19 protein-coding genes and 1 riboswitch are annotated in these 24,409 nt (G+C 60.6%); of the genes, 13 read left to right on the forward strand and 6 right to left on the reverse strand.

The genetic code is table 11. From position 1 onward, the window contains the following. Positions 1-207 precede the first annotated feature (207 nt). Positions 208-422, forward strand: a riboswitch (cobalamin riboswitch). A 98-nt stretch (positions 423-520) separates the two neighbouring features. The 4 genes from ACLD1Y_RS28475 to cobM all read left to right on the forward strand — a co-directional run bounded on the left by ACLD1Y_RS28475 (position 521) and on the right by cobM (position 2,630). Next, entirely contained in the window at positions 521-709 is a 189-nt protein-coding gene (locus ACLD1Y_RS28475) for a CbtB domain-containing protein (protein ID WP_429481003.1), read from the forward strand. A gap of 11 nt (positions 710-720) precedes the next feature. After that, a complete protein-coding gene (locus ACLD1Y_RS28480; protein ID WP_429481004.1) occupies positions 721-1,425 on the forward strand; it encodes a CbtA family protein in 705 nt (234 codons plus the stop codon). Further along, positions 1,422-1,814 carry a cobalamin biosynthesis protein gene (locus ACLD1Y_RS28485; protein WP_429481005.1) on the forward strand — a complete coding sequence of 131 codons (393 nt, stop codon included), beginning with the start codon at positions 1,422-1,424 and terminating at the stop codon, positions 1,812-1,814. The genes ACLD1Y_RS28480 and ACLD1Y_RS28485 overlap by 4 nt, the downstream gene beginning before the upstream one ends. 69 nt (positions 1,815-1,883) lie before the next feature. Further along, the gene (gene cobM, locus ACLD1Y_RS28490; protein ID WP_429481006.1) at positions 1,884-2,630 is read left to right on the forward strand and encodes a precorrin-4 C(11)-methyltransferase; all 747 of its coding nucleotides are present in this window, start codon (positions 1,884-1,886) and stop codon (positions 2,628-2,630) included. A 225-nt stretch (positions 2,631-2,855) separates the two neighbouring features. Here cobM and nfuA read toward each other — a convergent pair whose 3' ends face one another. Then, complete coding sequence (nfuA, locus tag ACLD1Y_RS28495; RefSeq protein ID WP_032887092.1) at positions 2,856-3,440, reverse strand: Fe-S biogenesis protein NfuA; 585 nt, start codon at positions 3,438-3,440, stop codon at positions 2,856-2,858. A gap of 94 nt (positions 3,441-3,534) precedes the next feature. Beyond that, positions 3,535-5,826, reverse strand: coding sequence for a fatty acid cis/trans isomerase (locus ACLD1Y_RS28500; protein WP_429481007.1), 2,292 nt, complete (start codon positions 5,824-5,826; stop codon positions 3,535-3,537). 166 nt (positions 5,827-5,992) lie between these two features. Here ACLD1Y_RS28500 and metH point away from each other — a divergent pair, with 166 nt between their 5' ends. The 5 genes from metH (at position 5,993) to ACLD1Y_RS28525 (ending at position 17,692) form a co-directional block, all read left to right on the forward strand. Further along, positions 5,993-9,703, forward strand: coding sequence for a methionine synthase (gene metH / locus ACLD1Y_RS28505; protein ID WP_429481008.1), 3,711 nt, complete (start codon positions 5,993-5,995; stop codon positions 9,701-9,703). A 126-nt stretch (positions 9,704-9,829) separates the two neighbouring features. Continuing rightward, the gene (locus tag ACLD1Y_RS28510) at positions 9,830-14,662 is read left to right on the forward strand and encodes a dermonecrotic toxin domain-containing protein (RefSeq protein WP_429481009.1); all 4,833 of its coding nucleotides are present in this window, start codon (positions 9,830-9,832) and stop codon (positions 14,660-14,662) included. Between the two features lie 68 nt (positions 14,663-14,730). After that, positions 14,731-14,946 (forward strand): DUF2970 domain-containing protein, encoded by a 216-nt coding sequence (locus ACLD1Y_RS28515; RefSeq protein ID WP_429481010.1) that lies wholly within the window; start codon positions 14,731-14,733, stop codon positions 14,944-14,946. Positions 14,947-15,555: 609 nt separating this feature from the next. Continuing rightward, positions 15,556-17,214 carry a nitrite/sulfite reductase gene (locus ACLD1Y_RS28520; RefSeq protein WP_122486626.1) on the forward strand — a complete coding sequence of 553 codons (1,659 nt, stop codon included), beginning with the start codon at positions 15,556-15,558 and terminating at the stop codon, positions 17,212-17,214. After that, on the forward strand, positions 17,198-17,692 hold the full coding sequence (locus ACLD1Y_RS28525; RefSeq protein WP_429481011.1) for a DUF934 domain-containing protein: 495 nt from the start codon (positions 17,198-17,200) through the stop codon (positions 17,690-17,692). Before ACLD1Y_RS28520 ends, ACLD1Y_RS28525 begins: the two co-directional genes overlap by 17 nt. Before the next feature lie 40 nt (positions 17,693-17,732). On the opposite strand, the gene ACLD1Y_RS28530 is transcribed toward ACLD1Y_RS28525, so the two are convergent. Further along, positions 17,733-18,137, reverse strand: a complete 405-nt coding sequence (locus tag ACLD1Y_RS28530; RefSeq protein WP_429481012.1) for a MerR family transcriptional regulator — start codon at positions 18,135-18,137, stop codon at positions 17,733-17,735. A gap of 71 nt (positions 18,138-18,208) precedes the next feature. On the opposite strand from ACLD1Y_RS28530, the gene ACLD1Y_RS28535 reads away from it, so the two are divergent. Further along, positions 18,209-19,441: an NADH:flavin oxidoreductase/NADH oxidase family protein gene (locus tag ACLD1Y_RS28535; protein ID WP_429481013.1), complete on the forward strand. Its 1,233-nt coding sequence runs from the start codon at positions 18,209-18,211 to the stop codon at positions 19,439-19,441. Positions 19,442-19,518: 77 nt separating this feature from the next. Beyond that, on the forward strand, positions 19,519-21,243 hold the full coding sequence (poxB, locus tag ACLD1Y_RS28540; protein ID WP_429481014.1) for a ubiquinone-dependent pyruvate dehydrogenase: 1,725 nt from the start codon (positions 19,519-19,521) through the stop codon (positions 21,241-21,243). A 153-nt stretch (positions 21,244-21,396) separates the two neighbouring features. Here the strand turns inward: poxB and ACLD1Y_RS28545 are convergent, their stop codons facing one another. Beyond that, positions 21,397-21,954: an NADPH-dependent FMN reductase gene (locus ACLD1Y_RS28545; protein ID WP_429481015.1), complete on the reverse strand. Its 558-nt coding sequence runs from the start codon at positions 21,952-21,954 to the stop codon at positions 21,397-21,399. 228 nt (positions 21,955-22,182) lie between these two features. On the opposite strand from ACLD1Y_RS28545, the gene ACLD1Y_RS28550 reads away from it, so the two are divergent. Continuing rightward, positions 22,183-22,419 carry a hypothetical protein gene (locus ACLD1Y_RS28550; protein ID WP_185708994.1) on the forward strand — a complete coding sequence of 79 codons (237 nt, stop codon included), beginning with the start codon at positions 22,183-22,185 and terminating at the stop codon, positions 22,417-22,419. A gap of 62 nt (positions 22,420-22,481) precedes the next feature. On the opposite strand, the gene ACLD1Y_RS28555 is transcribed toward ACLD1Y_RS28550, so the two are convergent. Then, the gene (locus ACLD1Y_RS28555) at positions 22,482-22,826 is read right to left on the reverse strand and encodes a hypothetical protein (RefSeq protein ID WP_429481016.1); all 345 of its coding nucleotides are present in this window, start codon (positions 22,824-22,826) and stop codon (positions 22,482-22,484) included. 109 nt (positions 22,827-22,935) lie between these two features. Between ACLD1Y_RS28555 and ACLD1Y_RS28560 the strand changes: the two genes are divergently transcribed. Then, complete coding sequence (locus ACLD1Y_RS28560; RefSeq protein WP_429481017.1) at positions 22,936-23,829, forward strand: LysR substrate-binding domain-containing protein; 894 nt, start codon at positions 22,936-22,938, stop codon at positions 23,827-23,829. On the opposite strand, the gene ACLD1Y_RS28565 is transcribed toward ACLD1Y_RS28560, so the two are convergent. Then, positions 23,826-24,407, reverse strand: a complete 582-nt coding sequence (locus ACLD1Y_RS28565; RefSeq protein WP_429481018.1) for a GNAT family N-acetyltransferase — start codon at positions 24,405-24,407, stop codon at positions 23,826-23,828. The genes ACLD1Y_RS28560 and ACLD1Y_RS28565 overlap by 4 nt on opposite strands. Positions 24,408-24,409 lie beyond the last annotated feature (2 nt).

Raw genomic sequence — 24,409 nt, forward strand, 5'->3', positions numbered from 1 at the left:
TTTTCTCATCTTCGGTATAGCGACGTTGTTTCAAGCGACAGTCCTACGCCCTCCAGTTTTGAAGAAGCGACAACTATCCTGACATGGAGGGCCTTCCAAAAGTGACCCGCCGTAAGGGCGGAACCCTAAGTCGCCGCTACCAAAATAACGGATATGCCCCCAATCCAAAGCACATCCCATTTGACTCCCCACCAACCCCCATGCTCTCCTACACATCTTGTTTCGGGTGCCCTGCAAAGGGTGAAACGGGAAACCGGTGAGTCATGCACGCATGGCAAGTCCGGTGCTGCCCCCGCAACGGTAAGCGAGCGAAACGTCATATCCACTGTGCCCCTGGCATGGGAAGGCGACGTTTTCAGGCTGACTCTCTACAAGAGCCTCCCCTCGCAAGCCCGGAGACCGGCCCGAACGTAATCAGATAACAAACCCGCGGTGGGCGGGCGCTGTTCAAAACCCTGCGTGCCCGGCTCGCGGGGTTTTCATGCGCTCGTTTCACCCTGACACCTGAAAGGGACGCGCCATGTCGATCATCAGCAGCACTTCGCACTCCGCCAGCAGCACCCAAACCCTGAGCCAACGCCTGACCGCCGCTATCGTTGCGTCGATTCTCGGCGCGAGCCTGGTGTATTTCGCCGGGTTCTCCCATATCGAAGCGGTGCACAACGCCGCCCACGATACCCGCCACAGCGCCGCGTTCCCGTGCCACTGAGACCTGCCGACATGATCAAGCGTATTGCGCAAACCGCAGGTTTCACGGGCCTTGCAGCGGCCCTGTTGCTGACCCTGCTGCAAAGCTTCTGGGTGGCTCCGCTGATTTTGCAGGCGGAAACCTTTGAACATGCCCCAGCCGCCACCGAAGTGGCCCACGAGCATGCCGAGGGCGCCGCTGCCCACACCCATGACGCCGAAGCCTGGGAGCCGGAAGATGGCTGGCAACGTGTGCTGTCCACCACCGGCGGTAACCTGGTGGTAGCAGTGGGTTTTGCCTTGATGCTGGCGGGGCTCTACACCCTGCGCGCACCTACCCGCACCGCCCAAGGCCTGCTTTGGGGCCTGGCCGGTTATGCGACGTTTGTGTTGGCACCGACGATGGGCTTGCCGCCTGAATTGCCGGGCACCGCTGCCGCCGACCTGGCACTGCGCCAGACCTGGTGGATCGGCACCGCGGCCTCCACTGCTGCTGGCATCGCGTTGATCGTGTTCGGTCGCAACTGGCTGCTCAAGGCGCTGGGCGCCGCGATCCTGGTCGTGCCGCATGTGATTGGCGCGCCACAACCTGAAGTGCATTCGATGTTGGCCCCCGAAGCCCTGGAAGCGCAGTTCAAGATCGCGTCGCAGTTGACCAACGTTGTGTTCTGGCTGGCCTTGGGCCTGATCAGCGCCTGGCTGTTCCGCCGCAACCGTGACGATCAATACTCGGCATGACCCTGGTGGTTGGCCTGGGCTGCCAGCGGGGCTGTGATGTTCACACCCTGCTGGGCCTGTTTGACGCTGCTCTTGCCGAGGGCGGCATCGAGCGCCACCGCATTACCGCGCTGGCAAGTATCGACCTGAAACAGGATGAGCCCGGGTTATTGGCACTGGCCGTGATGCTGAATCTGCCATTGCAGTGTTTCAGCGCCGGGCAACTGGCGGTGTATGCAGACCGCCTGAGCCATAAATCCGAGGTCGCGTTTACTCACACCGGCTGCTATGGCATCGCTGAAAGCGCTGCCCTGGCCCTGGCCGAACAGCTCGCCAGCCGCCCCGCTCGCCTGCTGATCACGCGCCAAAAAACCGCCCAGGCCACCTTTGCGTTGGCGTGCTCCGGCTGAAAACCCGATAATCGCCCTTCCCGATCATGAGCAATCTTCATGCTCGCCCGCTTTTCAACAGGAATCCCCATGACCGTCTACTTCATCGGCGCAGGCCCCGGCGACCCGGAACTGATCACCGTCAAAGGCCAGCGGCTGATCCGCAGTTGCCCGGTGATTATCTATGCGGGCTCACTGGTGCCAGCGGCGGTATTGGAAGGTCATCAAGCGCTAACAGTGGTCAATAGCGCGGAACTGCACCTGGAACAGATCATCGACTTGATCAAGGTCGCGCACGCCCAGGGCCAGGATGTGGCGCGGGTGCACTCAGGCGATCCCAGCCTTTATGGGGCGATTGGCGAGCAGATTCGTCATTTGCGCGAGCTGGGCATCCCGTTTCAGATCATCCCCGGCGTCACGGCGGTGGCGGCCTGCGCAGCATTGCTGGAAACCGAGCTGACCCTGCCGGATATCGCCCAAAGCGTGATCCTGACCCGCTATGCGGACAAAACCAGCATGCCGGCCGGTGAGGACTTCGACAGCCTGGCGCAACATGGCACGACCATGGCGATTCACCTGGGGGTCAACCACTTGGAGAAGATTGTCGCCGAGCTGCTGCCGCACTATGGCGCCGATTGCCCGATTGCGGTGGTGCACAGGGCGACGTGGCCGGATCAGGATTGGGTCGTTGGCACGCTGAGTGATATTGCCGAGAAAGTCGCCGCCAAAGGGTTTCGGCGCACGGCGCTGATTGTGGTGGGTCGGGTGTTGGCCAGTGATAGTTTCAGTGAGTCGTCGCTGTATCGGGCGGGCCATGCCCACCTCTATCGGCCCTGACGTGTGAACGCGGTCAAAACTGTGGGAGCGGGCTTGCTCGCGAATGCGGTGTGTCAGTTAACACATCCAACACTGACCCACTGCTTTCGCGAGCAAGCCCGCTCCCACATGACCCCTTTCACAGTTAATCTTCACTGTTAAACAAATAGTGCAAGCCTCTGAATTTAAATCAAAAAAAACGGCGCTCACGGGGCGCCGTTTTTTTGTTCGCAGTGAACGCCTTACTCAGTAGTAGGCGTTTTCTTTCTGCGTGTGGTCAGTCACGTCACGTACGCCCTTAAGCTCTGGAACACGCTCCAGCAGGGTGCGTTCAATGCCTTCACGCAAGGTCACGTCCGCCTGGCCGCAGCCCTGGCAGCCGCCGCCGAACTTCAACACTGCGATACCGTCATCCACTACGTCGATCAGGCTGACCTGGCCGCCATGGCTGGCCAAACCGGGGTTGATCTCGGTTTGCAGGTAGTAGTTGATGCGCTCGTTCACCGGGCTGTCTGCATTGACGCTCGGCACCTTGGCGTTGGGCGCCTTGATGGTCAACTGGCCACCCATGCGGTCGGTGGCATAGTCGACGACCGCATCGTCCAGGAAGGCTTCGCTGAAGTGATCGATGTACGCCGTGAAGCTTTTGAGCCCCAGGGCGGTGTCTTCAGGTTTTTCTTCGCCTGGCTTGCAGTACGCGATGCAGGTTTCGGCGTACTGGGTGCCAGGTTGGGTGATAAAGACGCGGATGCCGATACCGGGCGTGTTCTGCTTGGACAGCAGGTCAGCCAGGTAATCGTGGGCGGCGTCGGTAATGGTTATGGCAGTCATGGAAACTCCTCACAGGCTTGCCGGCAGTTTACGCCAAAATATTACGCAGGTACAAAGTCCCAGTAATTTTGTCGGAAAAGACCCGCGCCGCCCGTCAGAGGTTTTCATAGCGATTCATGTCCAGCACGCCCTCTTCCACCGGCGTGGTTTCGCGGATGTACTGCGATAAATCGTGGAAGTATTGCCAGAACAGCGGATGGCTGCGGCGCACACCCCAGCGGTCGACGATTTTCTCAAAGCGGTTGGCATCCTTGGCACGCTCCATTTGTGCAACAAACTCCGGCACTTCCTGGGCCGGAATGTTGAACATGAAGTTCGGGTAGCTGCTCAATACGCCCGGATAGATCGTCACGGTGTCCAGGCCCGGCTGATAGCGATAGGCCTCACCGAGCAGGAACGCCACGTTACTGTGGGCGCGGTTGCGCAGCATGCTGTAGACCACGCGCTTGCCGGTCGCGGTCTCGATGCGCAACATCGTGGCTTCGGGCAACTGGTCGATAACCTTGAGCCCGGCCGCCGGACGCGAGGTCAGCCGGCTCAATGCCTGCTCGGCATCCTGTAATGCCGGGTCGATGCCGTCACGGGAGCAATAGGCGCCCGCGCAGCGGTTGATCGGGTCGGGACTGGCGTTCAAGTCGCCATAGCGGGCGAGCAACTGGTTGGCAAAGTCGCGTTTCGGGTCTTGCGCGTTCAGGTGCAGGCCGGTGGGTTTGTCGTCATCAATGGCTTCGTAGTCCAGCCACAGCTTGAGTTTGCCGCTGTTTTGGTACCAATCATCCAAGAAACCTTCGCGGGAATCCGCCGGCATCAGGCGCAGGAAGTTCTGCTCGGCGCCATTGCGGATCAGGTCGAAGTACAGCCGAGTCTGGGCTTGGTGCGACACATTGCCGAACACGTCGAAGTTCACCGCCAACTGGTAATAGGTGCGCTCCAGCAGCGGGTAGTCGAACAACCACATCGTTTGCGGCACTTCGCCGATCAGGCCCTTGTTCACCGAGGCGCTGTCGAAATGACGGAAGATGCTCAACAAGGCGTTGTCATTGCCGGCCCACAGCGATGACCAACTGGGCGCCGGGATATCCGCATAGTTGTCGCGGCGCAAAGCCTCATAGGCGTTGCGTTTGTCGCGGTAGGCCAGCCACAGGCTCAGCACGCTGCCCACGTCATCGTTCTGCCCTGGCATCGCCAGCAACGGCGTAGCCTGGCCGCGATAGCGGGCATCGGTGATGTACAGATCGTGCTCCGGGTCCTGGAACAGGGTCCAGAAGTTGTCGCGGATCACGTCGGTGGCGATCTGCCCACGGCACACCGGCCCACGGATAAAGGTGCGTACAAAGTACTCGGCGTTGTCCAGCATGAACTGGTAGCGCGCCTTGGCCGGGATGGCTTCGAAGGTCTCAAACGGGTTGGCGCGGCGGCCCGGCCCGTAGCCTGGCAAGGCGTTGACTTGCCAATTACCGGCGTAGAACAGCTCTTTAATGCGGGCCATTTTCGCGGCACTGAACGGATAGGTGATGTGGGTTTTATGCACGATCACGCCCTGCACCGGCCATAGGCGGTAATAAACCTGGGTGCCCGGGTCATCATTCGGGCGGCGGGTGGCGATCAGGTCGATAGGCTGACCACTCGGCGTACGCGAGCGTACCCATTGGAAGAAATGCCCAGGCTCGCCATTCTCGAAGTAGATATGGGCCAGAAACAAATGCTCGAACAACCAACGCGCTACCAGGCTTTCACGAGCGCCGGGCTGGTTAAGCAGGTTTTCCCACTGCTGCACCTGCAAGGCTTCCTTGGCACTCGGTGCCAAGCCTTGTTCATCTATAGGGGCACCGGAAGCTAGCCAGCGTTGCAGGGTCTGGTATTGCTGGTCGGTAAGGCCCGTGACCGCCAACGGCATGCCTTCCTTGGGGTGCGCTCCGGCGTAGGCATTGAATTCGCCGGGCATGGCGCACATGTTTTCACGGCTCAGGCCCAGCACGATGTCTTCGGGCAACTTGGCGTTGGGTTGCAGCGGTGCGTTGTGGCCCAACTCCAGCATGCGCGCCATCAGTGCAGCCTGGCTGCCCTGGGCGTCCAACACCGAATAGAAGCCCTTCTGCTGCCAGGCTTGCTGGCCAAACGCGTCGTAGAACAAACGGGTGGTCGGCGTGGCCTTGCTGCGTTCGCCGTCATAGACCGGTACTTTGCTCGCGCCACGGGCCGCGCCTTCGCCACTGCCCAGGTTGAGCTGGCAGGCGGAGTCGTAGCAGGCGTGGCAGGCCACGCATTTCTCGGTAAAGATGGGCTGGATGTCGCGGGTGTAGGAAATCCCGGGAGCAGGACTTTGAGCCTGGGTGCTGCTGGCAAGCAGCAACAGCGCGGCGCTGACGATGAGGCGAAGTGACATGTATCCGGTCCCGATTCAATGCGTGCGCTGAAAATTTGCCGGTGATTCTACCGGGCCACACCCCCAAGCAACATGAACGATATTCATGCAAAACCTGCACATGCTCTAAATCGGCACAGGTTTGTTATGATTCACGCCCTCCGAAATGCCTGACCAGAGTAGTCCCATGTCCGATCGTAGCGTTCGTCTGCAAGCCCTTCATCAAGCCCTCAAGGACCGTATCCTGATCCTCGACGGTGGTATGGGCACGATGATCCAGAGCTACAAACTGGAAGAAGTCGACTACCGTGGCAAACGCTTCGCCGACTGGCCGAGCGACGTCAAGGGTAACAACGACCTGCTGGTGATCACCCGTCCCGACGTGATCGGCGGCATCGAAAAAGCCTACCTGGATGCCGGTGCCGACATCCTCGAAACCAACACCTTCAACGCCACGCGTATTTCCATGGCCGACTATGGCATGGAAGAGCTGGCCTACGAGCTGAACGTAGAAGGCGCACGTCTGGCGCGCAAAATCGCCGACGCCAAGACCGCCGAAAACCCAGCCAAGCCGCGTTTCGTCGCCGGCGTGCTCGGCCCCACCAGCCGCACCTGCTCGCTGTCGCCCGACGTGAACAACCCCGGCTACCGCAACGTGACCTTTGATGAGCTGGTGGAGAACTACACCGAAGCCACCAAAGGCCTGATCGAAGGCGGCGCCGACCTGATCCTGATCGAAACCATTTTCGACACCCTCAACGCCAAGGCCGCGATCTTCGCCGTGCAGGGCGTGTTCGAGGAATTGGGCTTCGAACTGCCAATCATGATCTCCGGCACCATCACCGACGCCTCCGGCCGCACCCTGTCGGGCCAGACCACCGAAGCGTTCTGGAACTCGGTGGCCCACGCCAAGCCGATTTCCGTAGGCCTCAACTGCGCCCTGGGGGCCAGCGAACTGCGTCCGTACCTGGAAGAATTGTCGAACAAGGCCAACACCCACGTCTCCGCACACCCGAACGCTGGCCTGCCCAACGAATTCGGCGAGTACGATGAGCTGCCTTCGGAAACCGCCAAGGTCATTGAGGAATTCGCCCAGAGCGGCTTTCTCAACATCGTCGGTGGCTGCTGCGGTACGACCCCAGGCCATATCGAAGCCATCGCCAAGGCCGTGGCCGGTTATGCACCCCGTGTGATCCCGGATATCCCAAAGGCGTGCCGCCTGTCGGGCCTGGAGCCGTTCACCATTGATCGCAGCTCGCTGTTCGTCAACGTCGGTGAACGTACCAACATCACCGGTTCAGCCAAGTTCGCCCGCCTGATCCGTGAAGACAACTACACCGAAGCCCTGGAAGTCGCCCTGCAGCAGGTGGAAGCCGGCGCCCAGGTGATCGACATCAACATGGACGAGGGCATGCTCGATTCGAAGAAGGCCATGGTGACCTTCCTCAATCTGATCGCTGGCGAGCCGGACATCTCTCGCGTACCGATCATGATCGACTCCTCCAAGTGGGAAGTGATCGAAGCCGGCCTCAAGTGCATCCAGGGCAAGGGCATCGTCAACTCCATCAGCATGAAGGAAGGCGTGGAGCAGTTCATTCACCACGCCAAGCTGTGCAAGCGCTATGGCGCCGCCGTGGTGGTGATGGCCTTCGACGAAGCCGGCCAGGCCGACACCGAAGCGCGCAAAAAAGAAATCTGCAAACGCTCCTACGACATCCTGGTCAACGAAGTGGGCTTCCCGCCGGAAGACATCATCTTCGACCCGAACATCTTCGCGGTCGCCACCGGCATCGAGGAGCACAACAACTACGCCGTCGATTTCATCAACGCCTGTGCCTACATCCGTGACGAACTGCCGTACGCGCTGACCTCGGGCGGCGTGTCCAACGTGTCGTTCTCGTTCCGGGGCAACAACCCGGTGCGTGAAGCGATCCACTCGGTGTTCCTGCTGTATGCGATCCGCAATGGCCTGACCATGGGTATCGTCAACGCCGGCCAGTTGGAGATCTACGACCAGATCCCAACCGAGCTGCGCGACGCCGTGGAAGACGTGGTGCTCAACCGCACCCCGGACGGCACCGACGCCCTCCTCGCCATCGCCGACAAGTACAAGGGCGACGGCAGCGTAAAAGAAGCCGAAACCGAAGAATGGCGCGGCTGGCCGGTGAACAAGCGCCTGGAACACGCGCTGGTCAAGGGCATCACCACCCATATCGTTGAAGACACCGAAGAATCACGGCTGTCGTTCGCCCGCCCGATCGAAGTGATCGAAGGCCCGCTGATGTCCGGCATGAACATCGTCGGTGACCTGTTTGGCGCGGGCAAAATGTTCCTGCCCCAAGTGGTGAAATCCGCTCGGGTGATGAAGCAGGCCGTGGCCCACTTGATCCCGTTCATCGAGCTGGAGAAAGGCGACAAACCGGAAGCCAAGGGCAAGATCCTGATGGCCACGGTCAAGGGCGACGTGCATGACATCGGCAAGAACATTGTCGGCGTGGTGCTCGGTTGCAATGGCTATGACATCGTTGACCTGGGCGTGATGGTGCCGGCGGAGAAGATCCTGCAGGTGGCCAAGGAACAGAAGTGCGACATTATCGGCCTGTCTGGCCTGATCACCCCGTCGCTGGACGAGATGGTGCACGTGGCCCGCGAGATGCAGCGCCAAGGCTTCCATCTGCCGTTGATGATCGGTGGCGCTACCACGTCCAAGGCCCATACGGCGGTGAAGATCGAGCCCAAGTACAGCAACGATGCCGTGGTATACGTGACCGACGCCTCCCGTGCGGTGGGCGTGGCCACGCAACTGCTGTCCAAGGAGCTCAAAGCCGGCTTTGTTGAACGTACCCGCGAGGAATACGTGGAAGTACGCGAGCGCACCTCCAACCGCAGCGCCCGCACCGAACGCCTGAGCTACCCGGCGGCCATCGCCAAGAAGCCGCAGTTCGACTGGAGCACCTACACCCCGGTGACGCCGACCTTTACCGGCGCCAAGGTGCTGGACAATATCGACCTCAAGGTGCTGGCCGAGTACATCGACTGGACCCCGTTCTTTATCTCCTGGGACTTGGCGGGCAAATTCCCACGCATCCTGACCGATGAAGTCGTGGGCGAAGCCGCCACCGCGCTGTACGCCGATGCCCAGGAAATGCTGGCCAAGCTGATCGACGAAAAACTCATCAGCGCCCGTGCCGTATTCGGTTTCTGGCCCGCCAACCAGGTCAAGGACGATGACCTGGAAGTCTACGGCGAAGACGGTCAGCCCCTGGCGACCTTGCATCACCTGCGCCAGCAGATCATCAAGACCGACGGCAAGCCGAACTTCTCCTTGGCCGACTTCGTGGCGCCAAAAGACAGCGGCGTGACCGACTACGTGGGGGGCTTTATCACCACCGCCGGCATCGGCGCAGAGGAAGTGGCCAAGGCTTATCAGGACGCGGGCGACGACTACAACTCGATCATGGTCAAGGCCTTGGCCGACCGCCTGGCCGAAGCCTGCGCCGAGTGGCTGCACCAACAAGTGCGTAAAGACTACTGGGGTTACGCCAAGGACGAGCAACTGGACAACGAGGCGCTGATCAAGGAGCAATACAGCGGCATCCGCCCTGCACCCGGCTACCCGGCGTGCCCGGATCACACCGAGAAAGGCACCTTGTTCCAACTGCTCGACCCCGAAGCGCGCGAGATGGAAGCCGGCCGCAGCGGCGTGTTCCTCACCGAGCACTACGCGATGTTCCCGGCGGCGGCGGTCAGCGGCTGGTACTTCGCCCACCCGCAGGCGCAGTACTTTGCCGTGGGCAAGATCGACAAGGACCAAGTGGCCAGCTACACCGCACGTAAAGGCCAGGACCTGGCCGTGACCGAGCGTTGGTTGGCACCGAACCTGGGTTACGACAACTAGGGCCTCCCCTGGCACTATCACCAAGACCGCCGCAATGGCGGTCTTTGGTTACCGCACCAGCCATGACGAAATGCGATCCCCTGTGCAAACCCAACCATGGTTTTCATCAGGAACAAGGACTTCGTCATGCCCACCCCGTCTACAACCTTGGGCCAACTGCCAGCTCTGGCGGCCCATGCTCATTTCGCCAGCCGCCCAAGCCTGGTCTCGGTGGTTTTTGCCGGACTGCGCCAGCGCATCCTGGAGCACTACCCAACCCTGCCAATGGACCTGACCCAGCTCAAACTGGCCAGCCCCCTTGCGACCGGTGGCCACTCCATGCAGTTGCTGCTGAATGTGGCAATCGACCACCTGCTCAACCCCCAACTGTTGGACTTTGAGCCGCGAAACGGACAATCGTTTTTCCTCACCCAAACGCCTCCCGAAATCCTGGCGCCTGCCGCGCCAGCGGCCCTCGACATGCAAGTCATCGCCCACGTCATCGACGACCTGCGCCTTGAATTTTGCATCGATTTTCAACAGGCCCTGGCCGATTACTGGAACGCAACCGACAGTCATGGCAACAGTCGTTGGCAGTGGCTGGCAGAGCTGCTCAACGGCCAAATGATTGCCGCCGTTACGGCCACCAGCGCACTGAACGAGGTGCAGCTCGATATGCTCACCACGGTTGCCCAATGGCCGCAGTTGCTGACCCGTCTGCGGCGCTCCGACCCGCCCACGTACGTCTACTTCATCGAAACCACCCTGACCAAGGGCGCTGAGCGTGTCACCTTGTTGACGCCGGACATGATAATCGTGCGCGACCGGCAGGTGCTGTTGTGCGCCGTAGACGGCGCCGTGCAAGCGTTTGACGACATGGACGCCTTTGGCCGCGCCTGGGGCGCCAAGCTGGCCGAGCGGTTTCAATTCGACACGCTGACCTGGCGCCGCAATGAGCCGGATGGCAACGTGTTTGAGCAGCAGGCGGGGCTGATCCTCAATCAGCAGCTCGAAGACATCGCCCACCTGTCCTTTGAAGGTCACAGCGAAGAAACCCTGGAGGCCCGCCTGGCAGCGCTCACCGACCCGGCGCAGCTGCTATCCAGAGACCCTAAGGCCGCGCTGGACGTGCTCCAGAAGGTGGACCGCCAATTACCCGCCTGGCTCCAGCAAGCCGATGCCGAGGACCGCTTCGCCTACCACCGCCACGCCCAGGACATGGCACAGGTGATGAAACAAAACCAGGGCCGCTCATTCAATGAAGGCATCCAGAATGTCCAGCGCTTTAGCCGTGAGGCCTTGCGCGCCCAGATGAAGGCCGACCATGGCGATTTCGACCCGGACGCGCTGGTGCTGGACTTTACCGTAGCGGCGGGCTACCCCGGCGGGGCCGGGATAATCGAACATGTGCGCATGTCGCTGACGGAACTGGCGGTGAAGAACCTGGCCGGCAAACCCAGCGGTACGGTGAAGCTATCAGCCAAAAACGGCGAGACATTGCCCCAGTGGCTGACCGAAGACTACCTGATGGGCAGTGGCGGCTTGATCCAGCGCGTGGACATTGGCACCACCTACCCGCAGGCCATCAAGGATCTATTGCTGAGCGACAGCCGGGAGGCCCAGGAGCGGGAAACACTGTTTTGCCGCGAACTGCGGGTGCACCTGCCCATGCAGGCACTGGAGTTCAAGATCCGCCGCCTGTACGGCGTCACCACCCAAGGCTATCGCTACATCAAGGCGCTGATGGGCATCTACCCGGCGGACAGGTTGGTCGACGACCAGCAGATCGTATTACGGCCACTGGCCCTGTGCCGGGCACCACATACCACGCCAGATCCCGTCAGCAACATGTTCATCATCGAGTCGCGTACCGCGGACAGCGGCCCGCACCTGCTGTATCGCCCGCTGTACAGCGACTGCCTGTACGAATTCCCGACTCGCCAAGCTTTGCTGGACGCGATTGCGCAGCCCGGCGCCCTGCAAGACAGTGTGTTGACCTGGCTGACCGACAAGGCCCGCCGCATCTACGCCTACGGGGGCATCAGAGAGCCACATATCCTGCGGTTCCTGGTCGGTGAAGATACGGTCACCCATGAGCGCCCGGCACCCGCCACCCTGGCGCGGGATGAAGGCGCCGATGAGTGGCTGCAATCTCAGCTCAACGGGCAACTGCTCAACCATCTATTCGGCAGTACCGCACGGGCCCTGGTTGACTTGGCCGACCGCGAGTCGGTGTCCAACGGCGAAAGCCGCTGGGCGATTGTGATGCAAGGCGCATGGCTGCTGTTCAACACCCTGGTGTTGCCGCTGGTGCGCGGCCCGGCCATGCTCGCGGGTTGGTTCCTGGTCATGGTCAGCAGCCTTGAGCAAGACCTGTCCGGGCTCGACAGCACTGACGCCACCACCCGGGAGCTGGCCTTGATCGACTTGCTGCTCAACACCGCCATGGTGCTGCTGCACGCTGCAAGTTCCTCGCCCAGCGCACCAAAACCACTGCCAGAACGCGTCGAGGATGACACTGCGCAGCACCTCGATACCTGGCGCCACCCCCTCGGCGTACCGCGCCGGCCCAGTACGCCGATAGTTCGCCAAGGCGCGGTAGCCTTGCCCGGTGAAGTCCCGCTGAGTGGCCCTACCGCGCTGGACTTCAGCCGCTCCCTGGCGAGCCCCAAGGCCAGCGCCCTCTTACTGGAGAAGCTGCTCGACATCCATGTGCCTTGGCCCCCTTCCTTGCCCGCACCCCAAGCCGGCGGCCCGCTCAAAGGCTTGTACCGCATCGGTAATCAATGGCACGCCAGTGTCGGTGGGTTGTTATTCCAAGTCGCGGTGGTGCCTGGCTTTGGCGAGGTGTACCTGGTGCACCCCCAGCATCCGCTGCGCCCTGGTTTCAAGCTGGTGAGTGATGGCCAGGGCCACTGGCGCCTGGATCGCGGTGCGAAACTGGAGGGCGGCATGCCCGGAGGCCGGCGCGCGGAACTGCAACGAAAAAAATCCGAACGGCTTCAACCCTTGATCGCCGAGCTCAAAGCGCTAGGCATTGAATTTCTCGAAGGTGACACAGCGGCCGCTCCAGCGGTGGTGGCCTTGAACAGTGCACGGGCCACATTGAAACAGCAGAGAAAAACCCTGCGCCAGGTTTGGGAGCTGCTCAGCAAAGCCGTTCCTGAGCTCAAAGAACGATTCAGCCAACGCCACCAAGAGGAACAGCAAAAAACCGCCAGGGCCAAGGTTGAGTTCGACATCGCCTACGAGCATTACCGCACCCTGAAAGAAGCCGTATTTCCTGCCCTGCGACGCTATGAGGCGAAGGCGGTGGAGTTGATGGAAATCGACAAGGCGAACCCGGACCCCAAGCACAAGAAAGACATCGCCACTTGGTATTTTTTTGATTACTGGGGGTCGCTGTTCGACGTCAACATGGAACACCTGCTCAGTTTTAATGAAACCCCTCGGGGCGAAACCTATTTCGAACTCAGCGGCCGCGTGAACGAGGAGTTGCCCCAGGGTATCAACGACGCTTACAACGAGGTTCTCGCCTTATGGAAAGCACAGTTTGAGACGTTCAAGCAGTTGGTTGTGCTGGCGGAAAAAATGGAAAGCATCCTCCAGCCGGCCGATCCCGCACAACGCAAATACCTGCTCAGGGAAAGGCCGGACTACGCGTATGTATCGTCAGTCGAAATCAAACAAAGCTTGTTGATCTTTCTGTCCGAGCTGGTCTTGAACCGTAACCACCGCTCACGGGAACCGGCCGAACACCCGTTCGTGATGGAGCTTGCCGACCCCAATCGGGACCGGGTCATCCTGTCGCACGCCGAAATACGCGACATCGGCGGGTATTCGCCGGCCGAGCAAATGAACGTGCTCAAGAACGTGCTGGAGTTGTACGAACGCCTGGAAAACGCCGTCACCTCACTGGCTGAAATGGGTTCCGGGTTTGTCCGCGAGGACTATCGCGCAGCGTTCATGGAACACCTGACCGAAGCCCGCAATGGCCTGGAAACCCAATTGGCCGACCTGATCCTGGTCGACGCCGGGTTCGCCCCCGTCGAAGCGCCGCCCAAGGCTGCGCGAACCAAGAGCCCGGGCAAAATAGTGTTCAAGACCCGCAATAACGAATACCTGGTCGGTGACCTGCAGCCGACCGGGCCGCAAACCGCCGACCGGTTTGTCACTATCCAAGACCCGGTCACCAAAAAGCTCGTCGCCACTTACCACGAGTACCCCAACGAAGGGGCCTGGCATGAAGTCGTCGAGGCCACACCTCCAACGCCACCCGTCGCTCGGGTAACCCACAGCCTCCAGAGCATTGAGAACGAGGCACGCACGGTCATGGCACGCAGGGCCAAGACTGAGTTCATCATCCGCGATCAGCAAAAAAAGCTGCTGGACCACCAACGTCGTGAAGCGCTGCGCCCACTTGAATGGGAGGAGATGTTGAGCCCCCAGGCCCGCCAGCTTGAAGCGCTGGCCAATGAAATCGAGCGCGACCACGCCACCCAGCCCAATGCCAGCACCTTGATCAACACCTTCCGCGACGAAGCACAAAGCCTGCGGCGCCTGGCTCAAACCGTGTGCAGCGAAGCCTTCAAGCAGCAGCGGCCCAAAGCCGCGAACATCGAATATCTGTGGAGGCATGGCCTGGTCGACATCAACTTGGTCAAGCGGCGTACTCCACTCAAAGGCGGCGGTTTCCTGACCGAGTATGCGGTGCGTGACAAGCAAAAGATCAGAGACGGTAAACGCGGTGACGACAACGTGCTGTGGTACGCGCACTTTCATTATGCAAAGGCCAACACGCCCGCCTTCGAACCCGCATTCGGCCATCTGAAGACCAAGGAAGAACGCTTATTTACCCGCAAGGAACTGATCGAACAGGCGCGGGCCAACCACAGGGAGGTGGTCAATCTTGAGAAGGTGGTGATCAAGCCGCCGCTGGACCGGGAGTTGTTTTTGAAGCTGGAACCGGCGCAGGCGTGAGGACGTAACGCCCAAGCCCGCAGAGGATTGTCTATGCTGTCCCTCACACACCTTGTGTCGAGGGATGTATGGACGATCCAGCCAATAAGCCCCCTACCTTCTGGCAGATGCTGCACAGCGTGATGGCAGCAGCGTTTGGCGTGCAAAGCGGCAAGAACCGCGCTCGTGACTTCACCCACGGCAAGCCCAGTCACTTCGTGATTGTGGGCATCCTGTTTACGGCGGTGTTTGCACTGACGTTGTTTGGCATCGTGAAACTGGTGTTGCACGTGGCCGGGGTGTAAACCCAATCAAAAATGTGGGAGCGGGCTTGCTGTGGCAAGCCCCAATGCCAGTCAGTTAAGGGTTAGAAAGAGTAAAAGCTAACCTGTGGCGAGGGAGCTTGCTCCCGCTGGACTGCGCAGCAGTCCCATCTTTGGGGCCGCTACGCGGCCCAGCGGGAGCAAGCTCCCTCGCCACACTGACGGTGTTTGCCCTTAACTGACTGGCATTAGGGCAAGCCCGCTCCCACATTGGCTCCTCATAAAGCTTGGAATTGTCGTCGGTTTATTGGTGGCTCACCCAGAACACTGCGGTTCCCACCACCAAAATAATCAGGAACAGAATGGCCCAGGCATCAACGGTACTGTCGGGTTTACGGGCTTTTGTCGGATTGCTCATCGCATCGCCTCTTGTCGGTTTTATAGGTGATTGCACTAAGACTCGACCTCAGTAAAGTCGATGATTGTCCGCATGACAAATGTGGTTATCGCGAGAACCAGTCTCATTAGTCATTTTGGTTATTTGCATATACTCAAACATCACTTTTGCGCATAAACGCAAACTGGTATCGTGCGCCGGCTCCGTTGGGAGTGCGCGGCCGTGCGCGCAGATTTGCCGAGAACAGGACCTATATGTACGTATACGACGAATACGATCAGCGCATCATCGAGGACCGCGTCAAGCAGTTCCGTGATCAGACCCGACGCTACCTAGCAGGTGAACTGAGCGAAGAAGAGTTCCGCCCTCTGCGCCTGCAAAATGGCCTTTATGTTCAGCGCTTTGCGCCGATGCTGCGGGTGGCCGTGCCTTATGGCCAACTGACTTCGCGCCAGATGCGCATGATGGGTAAGATCGCCCGCGACTTCGACAAAGGCTATGCCCACATCAGTACCCGCCAGAACGTGCAGTTCAACTGGCCGGCCCTGGAAGATGTGCCGGATATCCTGGCTGAACTGGCGACCGTGCAGATGCACGCCATTCAGACCAGCGGTAACTGCCTGCGCAACGTGACCACCGACCAATTCGCCGGCGTTGCCGCCGACGAACTGATCGACCCACGCCCGTGGTGTGAAATCGTCCGTCAATGGACCACCTTCCACCCGGAATTCGCCTACCTGCCACGTAAGTTCAAGATCGCCATTAATGGCTCGACCTCGGACCGTGCAGCCATCGAAGTACACGATATCGGCCTGGAGCCGGTGTACAACGCGGCCGGCGAGTTGGGTTTCCGAGTCCTGGTGGGTGGCGGCCTGGGCCGTACTCCGGTGGTTGGCGCGTTCATCAACGAGTTCCTGCCATGGCAGGACCTGTTGAGTTACCTCGACGCCATCCTGCGGGTCTACAACCGCTACGGCCGTCGTGACAACAAGTACAAGGCCCGGATCAAGATCCTGGTAAAAGCGCTGACCCCTGAGGTATTCGCCCAGAAAGTCGACGCCGAGATGGAACACCTGCGCGGCGGTCAGACCACCCTGACCGAAGCCGAAGTACATCGCGTGGCCAAGCACTTCGTCGACCCTGAGTACAAGGCCCTGAGCAATCAGGACGCCGAGATCGCAGCCCTCGACCTGGAACACCCAGGTTTCGCCCGCTGGCGTGGCCGCAACACCCTGGCGCACAAGAAGCCTGGCTACGTGGCCGTGACCCTGTCGCTCAAGCCTACCGGTGTTGCGCCGGGTGATATCACCGACAAACAGCTGGACGCCGTTGCCGACCTGGCCGACCGCTACAGCTTTGGCCAACTGCGCACCTCCCACGAGCAGAACATCATTCTCGCGGACGTTGAGCAAAGCCAACTGTTCACCCTGTGGGGCGAGCTGCGTGAAGGCGGTTTCGCCACGCCGAATATCGGCTTGCTGACCGACATCATCTGCTGCCCGGGTGGCGATTTCTGCTCCCTGGCCAACGCCAAGTCGATCCCGATTGCCGAGTCGATCCAACGTCGTTTCGACGACCTGGACTACCTGTTCGACATCGGCGAGCTGGACCTGAACATCTCCGGTTGCATGAACGCCTGTGGTCACCACCACGTCGGCCACATCGGCATCCTGGGCGTGGACAAGAAAGGCGAAGAATTCTACCAAGTGTCCCTGGGTGGCAGCGCCAGCCGCGATGCGAGCCTGGGCAAGATCCTTGGCCCATCCTTCGCCCAGGAAGCCATGCCTGAGGTGATCGGCAAACTGATCGATGTGTACATCGAACAGCGCACCGAAGATGAGCGTTTCATCGACACCTACCAGCGCATCGGCATCGACCTGTTCAAGGAGCGCGTCTATGCAGCGAATCATTAAGAACAACGAAGTCCTCGACGAAACCTGGCACCTACTGCCCAAGGACGCGAGCTTCGATGGCATCTCCAACTGCGACGACCTGATCGTACCGTTGGCGTTGTGGCGCGAACACGGCCACGCCCTCAAGGCCCGCGACGGCGGCCTGGGTGTGTGGCTGGACGCCGATGAAGAAGCCGAAGAAATCGGAGCTGACGTGGAGCATTTCCAGGTTATCGCGCTGAACTTCCCGGCCTTCACCGACGGGCGCAACTACTCCAACGCGCGCCTGCTGCGTGACCGTTATGGTTACAAAGGCGAGCTGCGGGCGATTGGCGACGTGCTGCGCGACCAATTGTTCTACCTGCGTCGCTGCGGTTTCGATGCCTTCGCCCTGCGCGCTGACAAAGACCCGTACGAAGCGCTGGAAAGCCTCCAGGACTTCTCGGTGACCTACCAGGCTGCAACGGATGAGCCGTTGCCGCTGTTCCGTCGCCGCTAAGTCTGCGCAAATGAAAAAACCCTGGCCTGCCAGGGTTTTTTTATGGGTTTAATTTGATCGATGCCAGCACCTGCTTTTGCCCCATGGAGCACGGTACGTCCGCAGGCTGCGCCCGCACCGCCTCTATCACCCCCAACAACTGCGCCTTGCTGTGGGCCAACTGCGCCTGCATCTCTTCGATCTGCGCCACCTTGCGCTCCAGCGCTTCGATCAGCTCATCGCGCTTGTGCTCCCCAGGTGCCGGCATCAACGCCTTGAGTTCCTGCAGCGTGAAGCCTGCCTGCTGCGCGCTCTGGATCAGTTGCAAGGTCATCAACGCTTCGGGCGCATAACGCCTGTAACCATTGGCCTGGCGCCCAACCTGGCTGATCAACCCTTCGGCCTCATAAAAACGGATACGCGACGCCGCCAACCCGCTCTGCTTTGCCAACTCACCAATATTCATCGCCACGCCTGCTTGACATTAAAGTTAACTTTAAGCTTAGCCTGAGGCCTCCCCCGCTCAGGAGTCAACCCATGTCACCCTTTGAAGCCTTGCAACTGCCCAATGGCCAAGTCATCTCCAACCGTATCGCCAAAGCCGCGATGGAGGAGAACATGGCGGACCTCCACCAGGCTCCATCCCGCGAGTTAAAGCTGCTGTACAAGGCCTGGGCCGAAGGCAAACCCGGCTTGTTGATCACCGGCAACGTGATGATCGACCGCCGCGCCATGACCGGCCCCGGCGGCGTGGCCCTTGAAGACGAGCAGCACCTGGACAGCTTCCGTGAATGGGCCGACGTGGCCCGCGCCAATGGCGTGCATTTCTGGGTGCAGCTCAGCCATCCGGGGCGCCAGACACCGGCCAACCTGCGCCAACGCGCGCTGGCGCCGTCTGCGGTGGCCATGGACCTGGGGGGCTTTTCCAAGATGTTCGCCAAGCCCAAGGCCATGACCGAGGAGGACATCCAGGACGTGATCAAGCGCTTCGCCACCAGCGCGCGCCTGGCCGAGCTGGCTGGGTTTACCGGGGTGCAGATCCACGGCGCCCACGGCTACCTGATCAGTCAGTTCCTGTCGCCCCTGAGCAACCAGCGCACCGACCGCTGGGGCGGCTCGCTGGAGAACCGCGCACGCTTGCTGCTGGACGTGATCGCAGCGGTGCGGGCCAGCGTCAGCCCGTCGTTCTGTGTGGCGGTCAAGCTCAACTCGGCAGATTTCCAGCGCGGCGGCTTCGAAGAGGCGGATGCCCGCGCGGTGGTGGAGATGCTCAACCCGCTGCCCATCGACCTACTGGAGTTGTCCGGCGGCAGCTATGAAGCGCCGGCCATGCAAGGCGAAGCGCGGGACGGCCGCACCCTGGCCCGTGAGGCGTACTTCCTGGAAATGGCCACTTCACTGGCCGCCATCGCCAAAATGCCGGTGATGGTCACCGGCGGCATTCGCCGTTTGCCAGTTGTGCAGCAGGTGCTCGACAGCGGCATCGCCATGGCCGGTATCGCCACCGCCCTGACCCTTGAGCCGCAATTGATCCAGCACTGGCGCGAAGGCCGCGACCCCAACCCGCAACTCAAGCCCATCGACTGGAAGCGCAAGCCGCTGGCGTCCCTGGCCATCCTCGCGGTGGTGCGCTACCAGATGCACCGCATGAGCCGTGGCCACTTGCCCAAGGCCAAGGTCGCGCCGTGCATGGCCTTGGTGCGTGACCAATGGTTTATCGCCCGCCGCACCCGCCAGTACCGTGCGGCCATGACGCAATCTTCACAATAACGGCGGAGCATTCGCCATGATCGAACTGTCCCCTATTGATCAGCAGTTTTTAACCTCACTGACGATTGGAGTTCCTCATGGCGAAAATCAACCTGGCCCAACAGCTGGCGACCACCCTTGAACAGGCGGGCATCAAGCGCATCTGGGGCCTGACCGGCGACAGCCTAAACGGCCTCACCGACGCCCTGCGCAGCATGGACAGCATCGAATGGATGCATGTGCGCCACGAGGAAGTCGCCGCCTTTGCCGCCGGCGCCGAGGCCGCTGCCACCGGCGAGTTGACGGTGTGCGCCGGCAGCTGTGGGCCGGGCAACCTGCACTTGATCAATGGCCTGTTCGACTGCCATCGCAACCATGTGCCGGTGCTAGCGATTGCCGCGCAGATTCCGTCCACTGAAATCGGCTTGAACTACTTCCAGGAAACCCATCCGCAGGAGCTGTTCAAGGAGTGCAGCCACTTTGTCGAACTAGTCACCAGCCCGGAGCAGATGCCGCATGTGCTGCACCGCGCCATGCGCTCGGCGATCCTCAATCGCGGCGTGGCGGTGGTGGTGATTCCGGGGGATGTGTCACTGCTGGAAGTCGACGCCAAGCTCAAGCCCTGGCCTGCACTCAACGCGCCGCGCACCCTACCGGCCGAACACGACGTGCAGCGTCTGACCGAGCTCCTCGACAGCAGCCAGAAAGTCACCCTACTGTGCGGCAGCGGTTGCGCAGGAGCCCATGACCAAGTGGTGGCGCTGGCCGATGCCTTGGGCGCGCCCGTAGTACACGCATTACGCGGCAAGGAACACGTGGAATGGGACAACCCGTTCGACGTGGGCATGACCGGCCTGATCGGTTTCAGCTCCGGTTACCACGCCATGCTCGACTGCGACACGTTGATCATGCTCGGCACTGATTTTCCTTACCGCCAGTTCTACCCCACCGACGCCAAGATCATCCAGGTCGACCGCAACCCGCAGGCGCTGGGCCGGCGAGCCACGCTGGACTTAGGGATTGCCGCCGACGTGAGTGAAACCATCGCCGCCCTGCTGCCGCGCCTGACACGCAAGACCGATCGCAGTTTTCTCGACACCTCGTTGAAGCACTATGAAAAAGCCCGCCAGGGTCTGGATGATTTGGCGCAGCCCTCAAACGCCAACCGGCCGATCCACCCGCAGTACGTGGCGCGGTTGCTCAGCGAACTGGCAGACGATGACGCAATCTTCACCGCCGACGTGGGCTCACCCACCGTGTGGGCGGCGCGGTACTTGAAGATGAATGGCAAGCGCCGGCTGATCGGCTCGTTCAACCATGGCTCGATGGCCAACGCCATGCCCCAGGCCATCGGTGCGCAGGCGGCATTTCCCGGGCGGCAGGTTATTTCAATGTCCGGCGACGGCGGATTCGCCATGTTGATGGGGGATTTCATCTCGCTGGCCCAGTTGAAATTGCCGGTAAAAGTCATCGTGTTTGATAACTCGTCCTTGGGCTTTGTGGCCATGGAGATGAAGGCAGCCGGTTATCTGGACGCCGGCACTGAGCTGAAAAACCCGGACTTTGCGGCGATGTCCAATGCCATGGGGATTCTGGGCATTCGCGTGGAGCAGTCCGAAGACCTGGAGCCCGCCCTGCGCCGCGCCTTGGAACATGATGGGCCGGTGTTGGTGGATGTGGTGACGGCGACTCAGGAACTGGTAATGCCGCCGAGTATCAAGCTGGAGCAGGCCAAGGGGTTCAGCCTGTATATGCTCAAGGCGGTGATGAGTGGTCGCGGCGATGAGGTTATCGAGCTGGCACGGACTAACTGGTTGCGCTAAACCCAATGTGGGAGCGGGCTTGCTGTGGCGAGGGAGCTTGCTCCCGTTCGACAGCGCAGCTGGAGCCGGCTTTTCGGGGGCGCTTCGCACCCCAGCGCAAGCAAGCTTGCTCGCCACAGCAAGCCCCCTCCCACATTTGACTGCATTACCAAATCAGGCTGTCTGTTTTTCTACCCACTGGCCGTACGCATCGATAAACGCTTGCAGAAACGGCTTGGTCTTCTCCGACACCTTGCCGGACTCATCGAACACACTGCCAGCCCCGCCCAAATAGGCTTCCGGCTGCTGCATGCACGGCACATCCAGGAACACCAGCGACTGGCGCAGATGATGGTTGGCGCCAAAACCGCCAATGGCCCCCGGCGACACACTGATGATCGCCCCCGGCTTGCCACTCCAAGCGCTTTTGCCATACGGGCGCGACCCCACGTCAATCGCGTTCTTCAAAGGGGCAGGCACGGAACGGTTGTACTCAGGGGTCACAAACAGCACCGCGTCGGATGAGCTCACCTGCTGACGGAAAGTACTGTAGGCTGCCGGCGGTGTTGCACCGTCGATGTCCTCGTTGTAGAGCGGCAAGTCGCCAATTTCGACAATCTTCAAGCTGAGGTTGGCGGGGGCCAGTTCGGCCAATGCCAGCGCAACCTTGCGGTTGATCGACTCTTTTCTCAAGCTGCCAACCAGGACGGCAATCGTGTAGACCTTGCTCATGGAGGTTTTCCCGACGTCTGACTAAAGGAGCTAGTAGTTATAGAGTCTTCACGGCGTGTTCACCAGAAGGTTTTGAATATCCGCCGGACGTTTGCATCGCACCCCAGCACGTAGGAACAATCTTAAAACACCAGCGAATAGTATTTTTTCCACGTAGGTAAACTACCCCGCTCCATGACGGTCTACAGAACCGCAAATCGAGTGATTATCTCCAGAGGTTCTAAACAGATGGCAGCAGTATTAGTCGGACAGTTTCATGCCAGAGACGCGGAAGGCCGCGTTTATTCGGTGCATGAGTTCCAGGAATCCAACCCGGCGCAAGGCGACCTGGCTGGCTCGGCGCCTACCACCACCTACAAGCTGGCCATTGGCGACCGTGTAGAAAAACTGGAAGGCGATGAGTTCAAGTTGATTCAGTCGGGCACCATCCTTGTGCGCGAATCGCAAACCATCCTCGCGTCATAAGATCTCGCCCTATCGACCTGCTCAGTCCTGGCCATTGATGGCATTGACTGGGCTGGGCGTGATCACTGCCTGCGCAGCTCCGTCACTTCAATGGCCGGATCCCCCGTCATCCTTTTAAGCGTGACCGTCACCTTCCCCCGCTCACCTTCAACGGCATACACCGAACGCGTGTAGCCCACGGTGCCATAGCCGGGATACGCCACCACCTGCCTGACCAGTGCAATACCCAGCACCGTGCCCACGTGTTCGTGCACCTGCTCCTGTGCGCGGATAAACGCTTCGAGCGTAAGGTTTTCAGTGGGGGTTTCGTCCTGAACGTTGAGGAGATAAGCAGCCACGCACCCCACGGTCACAAAGACCAGCAGTTGCTTGGCCGTTACCCCAGGGAATATCGAGGGTAGAGGCATATGAGACCAGACCTGTTTTTGTTGTAGTTGCCGGTAGCCGGCTTTGGTCGTTGATGATCAGCGTTGCCATTCTATTGAATACCCGACGCGCTGCACATAGACTCCGGCGATGCGTTTACGTCATATCGAAGTGATTCAAGCCATCTTGCAGACCGGACACCCAGGCTTGGCCGCCGAATGGTTGCAACTCCCCGTGGGCGATGTGGACGCGGCGCTCAAGGAGGCCGAGCAACAATTGGGTTTTATGTTGTTTGCCAGCGTGCGCGGACGCTTGCAAGCCACCCGGGAAACCCTGGAGCTGCAAGCCGAGATCCAGCATGTGTATGAAGCCCTGGAGCCGCTGCAACGCCTGGCCAGTCGCCTCAAGCACCATCACGCCCCGACCCTGCGAGCGCTGTGCACGCCTCCCCTGGCCAATCAATTGCTACCGCAAAGCATCGCCGTGCTGCGCCGGCGCTTCCAGGACACGCCCTGCAACCTCTCGAGCCAGCCAACCCGGGAGATCGTCCGTAGCCTGCTGCTGCACGAGGCCGAGGTTGGCCTGAGCCTGCATGACCCGGAACACCCGCAAATACAGAGCACGGTGCTCGCCCAAGGCAAGCTGCAGGTGCTCGCGCCCCACGGTTGGCTCAAACCCAAGCAAAAGTACATCGCCCTGCAGGACCTGGCCGGCCAGTCGATGATCGGCCTGGAAGGCCAGGACCCGCTCAGCCGCCTGCTGGACGCCAAGCTGCAAGCCCTGCGCCCTATGCCGGTAGTGCAGACGCGGGTGCAGACCTACCAGATGATGCGCAGCATGGTGGAAGCGGGAGAAGGCCTGGCGATTGTCGACCCGTTTACCGCGTTCGGCGCTCGGGAAGCCGGGCTGGATGCGTGCCCGGTGTCGCCGCCGATCACGGTCAGCCTGTATGCGCTGACCCTCAAGGATGGCGCAACCTCCCCTGCGTTGAACGCGCTGCTGGAGATTGTCACGCAAAAGGCCGAAAGCCTGTTGGTAGGCTAAGCCTTGTCAACCTCGGTCTTAAACAACCGGTACCAGAAAATCGCCACTTCGCGGGTTTGCGGGTCAATGCCGCGATAACGCAGGTGATCGATGCCACCCATCACATAACCACATCGCTCATACAGCCGGCAGGCGCCGAGGTTGTTGTTCTGGGTTTCCAACATCATGCCCGGCAGGTTTTTCTTGCGGCTCCAGAACTGCGCCACATCCAACAACGCCTTGGCCACGCCATGGCGCCGCGCCGGTAATGCCACCGCCAGCTCATCGACATGGGCAAACCCATTCCAGTTGGTGCTGACCACGATATGCCCCACCGGGCAATCGTCCAGGTACGCCATGAAGATCGCGCTATCGGGCGCATCGCGGAAACTGGCGAACTCCTCAGGGTCGATCCCATAGCACTTGCGGTACGGCAGGATGCGCTCCACGGGCCATTGATCGACCCGCTTGCCCATCTGCGGTTCGCCGTAGGCACTGACTTCAAAGCTGAAATCATTGCCCCACACGTAGGCATCAAAGCCTTCGTCGGCCACACGTACACTGAGCCCCGGATACTTCGGGTTCATTACAGCTTGCATAA

The sequence above is a fragment of the Pseudomonas sp. 18175 genome (assembly GCF_050432925.1).
Lineage (GTDB): Bacteria > Pseudomonadota > Gammaproteobacteria > Pseudomonadales > Pseudomonadaceae > Aquipseudomonas.

Coding starts and splice junctions, on each gene's coding strand:
- ACLD1Y_RS28560 (WP_429481017.1), top strand. CDS start 22,936: ATGCGTTTACGTCATATCGAAGTGATTCAAGCCATCTTGCAGACCGGA.
- cobM (WP_429481006.1), top strand. CDS start 1,884: ATGACCGTCTACTTCATCGGCGCAGGCCCCGGCGACCCGGAACTGATC.
- ACLD1Y_RS28535 (WP_429481013.1), top strand. CDS start 18,209: ATGTCACCCTTTGAAGCCTTGCAACTGCCCAATGGCCAAGTCATCTCC.
- nfuA (WP_032887092.1), bottom strand. CDS start 3,440: ATGACTGCCATAACCATTACCGACGCCGCCCACGATTACCTGGCTGAC.
- ACLD1Y_RS28510 (WP_429481009.1), top strand. CDS start 9,830: ATGCCCACCCCGTCTACAACCTTGGGCCAACTGCCAGCTCTGGCGGCC.
- poxB (WP_429481014.1), top strand. CDS start 19,519: ATGGCGAAAATCAACCTGGCCCAACAGCTGGCGACCACCCTTGAACAG.
- ACLD1Y_RS28480 (WP_429481004.1), top strand. CDS start 721: ATGATCAAGCGTATTGCGCAAACCGCAGGTTTCACGGGCCTTGCAGCG.
- ACLD1Y_RS28485 (WP_429481005.1), top strand. CDS start 1,422: ATGACCCTGGTGGTTGGCCTGGGCTGCCAGCGGGGCTGTGATGTTCAC.
- ACLD1Y_RS28530 (WP_429481012.1), bottom strand. CDS start 18,137: ATGAATATTGGTGAGTTGGCAAAGCAGAGCGGGTTGGCGGCGTCGCGT.
- ACLD1Y_RS28525 (WP_429481011.1), top strand. CDS start 17,198: ATGCAGCGAATCATTAAGAACAACGAAGTCCTCGACGAAACCTGGCAC.
- ACLD1Y_RS28520 (WP_122486626.1), top strand. CDS start 15,556: ATGTACGTATACGACGAATACGATCAGCGCATCATCGAGGACCGCGTC.
- ACLD1Y_RS28550 (WP_185708994.1), top strand. CDS start 22,183: ATGGCAGCAGTATTAGTCGGACAGTTTCATGCCAGAGACGCGGAAGGC.
- ACLD1Y_RS28565 (WP_429481018.1), bottom strand. CDS start 24,407: ATGCAAGCTGTAATGAACCCGAAGTATCCGGGGCTCAGTGTACGTGTG.
- ACLD1Y_RS28475 (WP_429481003.1), top strand. CDS start 521: ATGTCGATCATCAGCAGCACTTCGCACTCCGCCAGCAGCACCCAAACC.
- ACLD1Y_RS28500 (WP_429481007.1), bottom strand. CDS start 5,826: ATGTCACTTCGCCTCATCGTCAGCGCCGCGCTGTTGCTGCTTGCCAGC.
- ACLD1Y_RS28555 (WP_429481016.1), bottom strand. CDS start 22,826: ATGCCTCTACCCTCGATATTCCCTGGGGTAACGGCCAAGCAACTGCTG.
- metH (WP_429481008.1), top strand. CDS start 5,993: ATGTCCGATCGTAGCGTTCGTCTGCAAGCCCTTCATCAAGCCCTCAAG.
- ACLD1Y_RS28545 (WP_429481015.1), bottom strand. CDS start 21,954: ATGAGCAAGGTCTACACGATTGCCGTCCTGGTTGGCAGCTTGAGAAAA.
- ACLD1Y_RS28515 (WP_429481010.1), top strand. CDS start 14,731: ATGGACGATCCAGCCAATAAGCCCCCTACCTTCTGGCAGATGCTGCAC.